Annotated in this window: 7 protein-coding genes; 2 read left to right on the forward strand and 5 right to left on the reverse strand. The window is 55.4% G+C overall.

Features of this window, described 5'->3' with window-relative positions; genetic code table 11:
- From HEQ34_RS13950 to HEQ34_RS13960, 3 genes are all read right to left on the reverse strand, one after another.
- The coding region (locus tag HEQ34_RS13950; RefSeq protein ID WP_366934876.1) for an ArsC/Spx/MgsR family protein at positions 1-212 on the reverse strand (212 nt) is incomplete at its 3' end.
- A 284-nt stretch (positions 213-496) separates the two neighbouring features.
- Entirely contained in the window at positions 497-1,360 is an 864-nt protein-coding gene (locus HEQ34_RS13955) for a hypothetical protein (protein WP_296201500.1), read from the reverse strand.
- A gap of 75 nt (positions 1,361-1,435) precedes the next feature.
- Positions 1,436-1,888: an outer membrane beta-barrel protein gene (locus HEQ34_RS13960; RefSeq protein ID WP_296201502.1), complete on the reverse strand. Its 453-nt coding sequence runs from the start codon at positions 1,886-1,888 to the stop codon at positions 1,436-1,438.
- A 118-nt stretch (positions 1,889-2,006) separates the two neighbouring features.
- On the opposite strand from HEQ34_RS13960, the gene HEQ34_RS13965 reads away from it, so the two are divergent.
- Together HEQ34_RS13965 and HEQ34_RS13970 are read left to right on the forward strand one after the other, a co-directional pair.
- Entirely contained in the window at positions 2,007-2,552 is a 546-nt protein-coding gene (locus HEQ34_RS13965) for a hypothetical protein (RefSeq protein ID WP_296201504.1), read from the forward strand.
- A 28-nt stretch (positions 2,553-2,580) separates the two neighbouring features.
- Complete coding sequence (locus HEQ34_RS13970) at positions 2,581-2,778, forward strand: helix-turn-helix transcriptional regulator (protein ID WP_296201508.1); 198 nt, start codon at positions 2,581-2,583, stop codon at positions 2,776-2,778.
- 194 nt (positions 2,779-2,972) lie between these two features.
- On the opposite strand, the gene HEQ34_RS13975 is transcribed toward HEQ34_RS13970, so the two are convergent.
- Entirely contained in the window at positions 2,973-3,182 is a 210-nt protein-coding gene (locus tag HEQ34_RS13975; RefSeq protein WP_296201506.1) for a DUF2805 domain-containing protein, read from the reverse strand.
- A gap of 1 nt (position 3,183) precedes the next feature.
- Positions 3,184-3,345, reverse strand: a 162-nt coding sequence (locus HEQ34_RS13980; RefSeq protein WP_296201511.1) for a type II toxin-antitoxin system VapC family toxin, incomplete at its 5' end; no start/stop codon positions are given.

Genomic DNA, 3,345 nt, shown 5'->3' on the forward strand with positions numbered 1-3,345 from the left:
TCGGCATCGGGCAGCTTCTTAAACGTAGTGCCCGCCTTGTTGAGCAGCCTTTCCCAACCAACAACCTCGCTCCACCGTTCCAAGTCGGCTGCCGTAACGCCCGCTTTTTTATAGTCATGGAACTGATAGCCAAGCCCGCGCGCCTCAAGATACGCGCGTGCCTTTTTGACAGTGTCGCAATTTGGGATGCCGTAGAGGGTGAGGTTTGCCATTGATTTCCTTGTGTCCTGATGGGGTGATGAAAAGTCATTGTGTATTCCGAAGACTTTTCAGATGACAGCTTTTTACGCGGTCGTCAAAAAAGCTGACGTTCCGGAGACGACAAGCTTTCTGCCGTTTGGCTTGTAATGAACTTTTCTCTAAAGCGGACATTGCGACGCCCGCTTCTGACACGCGCAACCGCGCAGAAAAGCGTCGACCGGTCGGCGGTGGCAAAACCGACTGGTTTTTAAACTTGCGGTAATGAAAGGCTCGTTAAAAATTGTTTGCATAACCTCTAGCTGGGCAAACAGCTCAGCCTAATCTGTCGCTTGGGCTTATCGTACGTGATGCTCGAACAATTGCTTAGGGCGTCAGCGCCTGCGATTATGAATCGCAGTCTTTTGTCATTCTTGTCGAGGGCAGAGACGATGATCTCGTCCGGATCAGGGGCCACGTCTGGAATAGTGTCGGTACGTCCCCAGTCCTGCATCCTCACATCCGTTTGGGCTATCTTGAATGCGCCAAATGAAAGCGGCGTTCCAAATTGAAGCGTGCGGACCGGACGCGAGACACCGAGCGCGATCAGCCTCGGACGCACTTCGCCGACAAAAAAGGCGCGCAGCGGTCCGGCTAACTCGTTCGCAAAAGGCGCATTGGCGATGGTCGTCGGGCTGATCGGGTCGAATTGCAGAATAGTAAGTGGGCTTGATCGCAAAACGACGCCGCCTCCTAGATAGCCGAACGTTGAAAGCCCGAGTGTCACCACCTGCTCCCCCGGCCGCTGAGCACGCAGGCGCATGGTCACGACGGGATGGGCGATCGCCATGGGCCCCAACAGTCCGTCATATCCCGGAGCGATCTCGCGTTCGAACCAACCGACCCGACGCTTCTGCTTGCGCCCACCGATGTCGTACCTGGCCACGCCATTCCTGCCATTCACCCGAACCGGCCCTATCTGGAAGCTGATGCCCGAGCGGATGAAAGCCGGTTTGATATCGAAGGTGTTGGCACTCTGTGGGTTCAGAATGGGAACGCTGCTGCCCACCCCGCGAAACAGCATTCGGGCGGGGCGGCCGTTTATACTGGCGGTTACAACAGCATTGGGTTCGACGACGAATTCGTCGTCTGACGCTCGCACCGGGGCGCTTGTAAAGGCCAAGGCCGCGCTGAGTAGGATGAGAGTATTTCGCACGGCAACCAGCCTCTGGTTAGAGCACGCAAAGCGCACCAATCGTTAAAATGTTACACCCAAGCCAATCCCAACAAAGTCGACGTTTGGCCCGAAGCCGGACAAGGCTTTTCGATACTCGATCTTGCCATAGACCTTGGGATTAAGTCGATGCTGATATCCAGCGCCGATGTAAGGATCGCTGCCACCGCAGCAGAACCCCATGCCGCCACTGGCATAGATACGTCCTTTGTCACCGACTTTTGCCCCAACGCGGCCACCAACGCTAACAAACACGTCGGTATCACGCGCAAGAACCTTGTCGGCGCCAAGGTCGACGCCGACAAATACCCTGTCGCCCAAGTCGAAATCATACCCGCCACCGATGCCCGCAAACGTTTCAGAGGTACCGCCTGCCGATGCAATGCCGGCACGAGCTTCGGCCCTGCCTTCGCCACTGGCATAAGCCGGGGTGTGCGTCGCCGCTACCAAAGCAAGCGCAATAGCAAATCTAGTCATTCAAACCTCCCTCGTTTCAAAGATTTTACTTATGCTATCTTTTCTGATAGCGAATCGTTCTTGAACATCCAATTATTCATGTATTACATTAATTATATAACCTGCAAGGGCCATTTTGATGATGCACGGACCGTCCCGGACCAGCCAACGCGCAGTGCGGCTCGCGCGTATCGCTCAGTTCATCTGCCTTGCTGGCGTAGCATCCCGGCTGATGTTCGTGATTTCGATAGGGTCCGACCGCATAATGATGGGACATTATATTCGCGGCCTGGTGCCTAGCTTGCCAGCGTCGATCAGTAATGAGACCTGGGCTGCCTTCGGCGTGGTCTTGGCAATGGACCTGTCCATGTCGATCTGGGTTTTTCTGACGATGTTCGGCCTATTCGGTGCACTCGGGCGCGGCGAAATGACGAGCGCCGGGTTCGAGCGCCGGTTGCTCAGGCTATGCCTCGCAGCGTTCCTTGGCACCTTGCTCTCGATCGTTGCCCGCGCCCTGTATGTCTTTGCTGCTTTCCTGACCGATGTCGCGCCCCCGTACCGTTGGGGGATCGATCTTTCGCAGGACGTTTTGTATAAAGTGGTTGGAACAATATTCCTGTGTCTCTTCGTACTGATCGTGCGCGAGCTGCGTCGGGTCGATACCGAGAATAAGTCTTTTGTCTGAACAGGAAATCATCGTTCGGCTGGATGTGATGCTGGCGCGCCGCAAGATGCGTTCCAAGGAGTTGGCGGCGCTGATCGGCATCTCAGAGCAAAACCTGTCCCTGCTCAAATCGGGTAAGGTCCAGGGCATGCGTTTCAAGACCCTAGCAGCGATCTGTTCCGCGCTCGATTGTCAGCCGGGGGATATTCTTGAGTTTCAAGGGAATGTTGCTGCCGATTTGCTCTAATAGTTTGGCCGCCCAAGCCAATTATGAATTTGCGGCATTCCCACGTGCATCAAAACCGAACGGTTGTGACACCGGCGCAAGGGCAGCTTTCGGGCGATCTTGCCCAAAACCGGACGCCCACCCTCCACCCAATAACAACCATTCCCTGTTCCGTTCGCAATATTGAACCAGCCAAGTTTATGTCACCCTAACCGTCATTTATAATGCGCCCGCCGGTCCCCGAAATCGCGGACACGTTTGCGCCACGCGCGATAGCTTCCGGGCTTTAATTGGGTGCGCATGAGGACTTTGATCTCGTCGGGCGTGACCCCATGCTGCGCCGAAATCTGGGCGAAGCTGATATGGTCGGACAGCGCCATTTCGACGATCTCGCTGATTTGCGCAGGCGATAGCGTTTTTGTCATGTCACACCGCCGACATGATATCGGTATGGGCAAAATCATGCCCTTTGAACAGCAACGGAATGTCGCGTGATTTGGCCAGCGCATAGGCGAAGAGATCGCCAAAATTGAGCTGCGCCCGATGACCGCTGCCTTTGCCGTAACGCACATTGGCGGCATGGGCATA

Origin of the sequence: Sphingorhabdus sp., from assembly GCF_023910635.1 — a bacterium.
Classification (GTDB): domain Bacteria; phylum Pseudomonadota; class Alphaproteobacteria; order Sphingomonadales; family Sphingomonadaceae; genus Sphingorhabdus_B.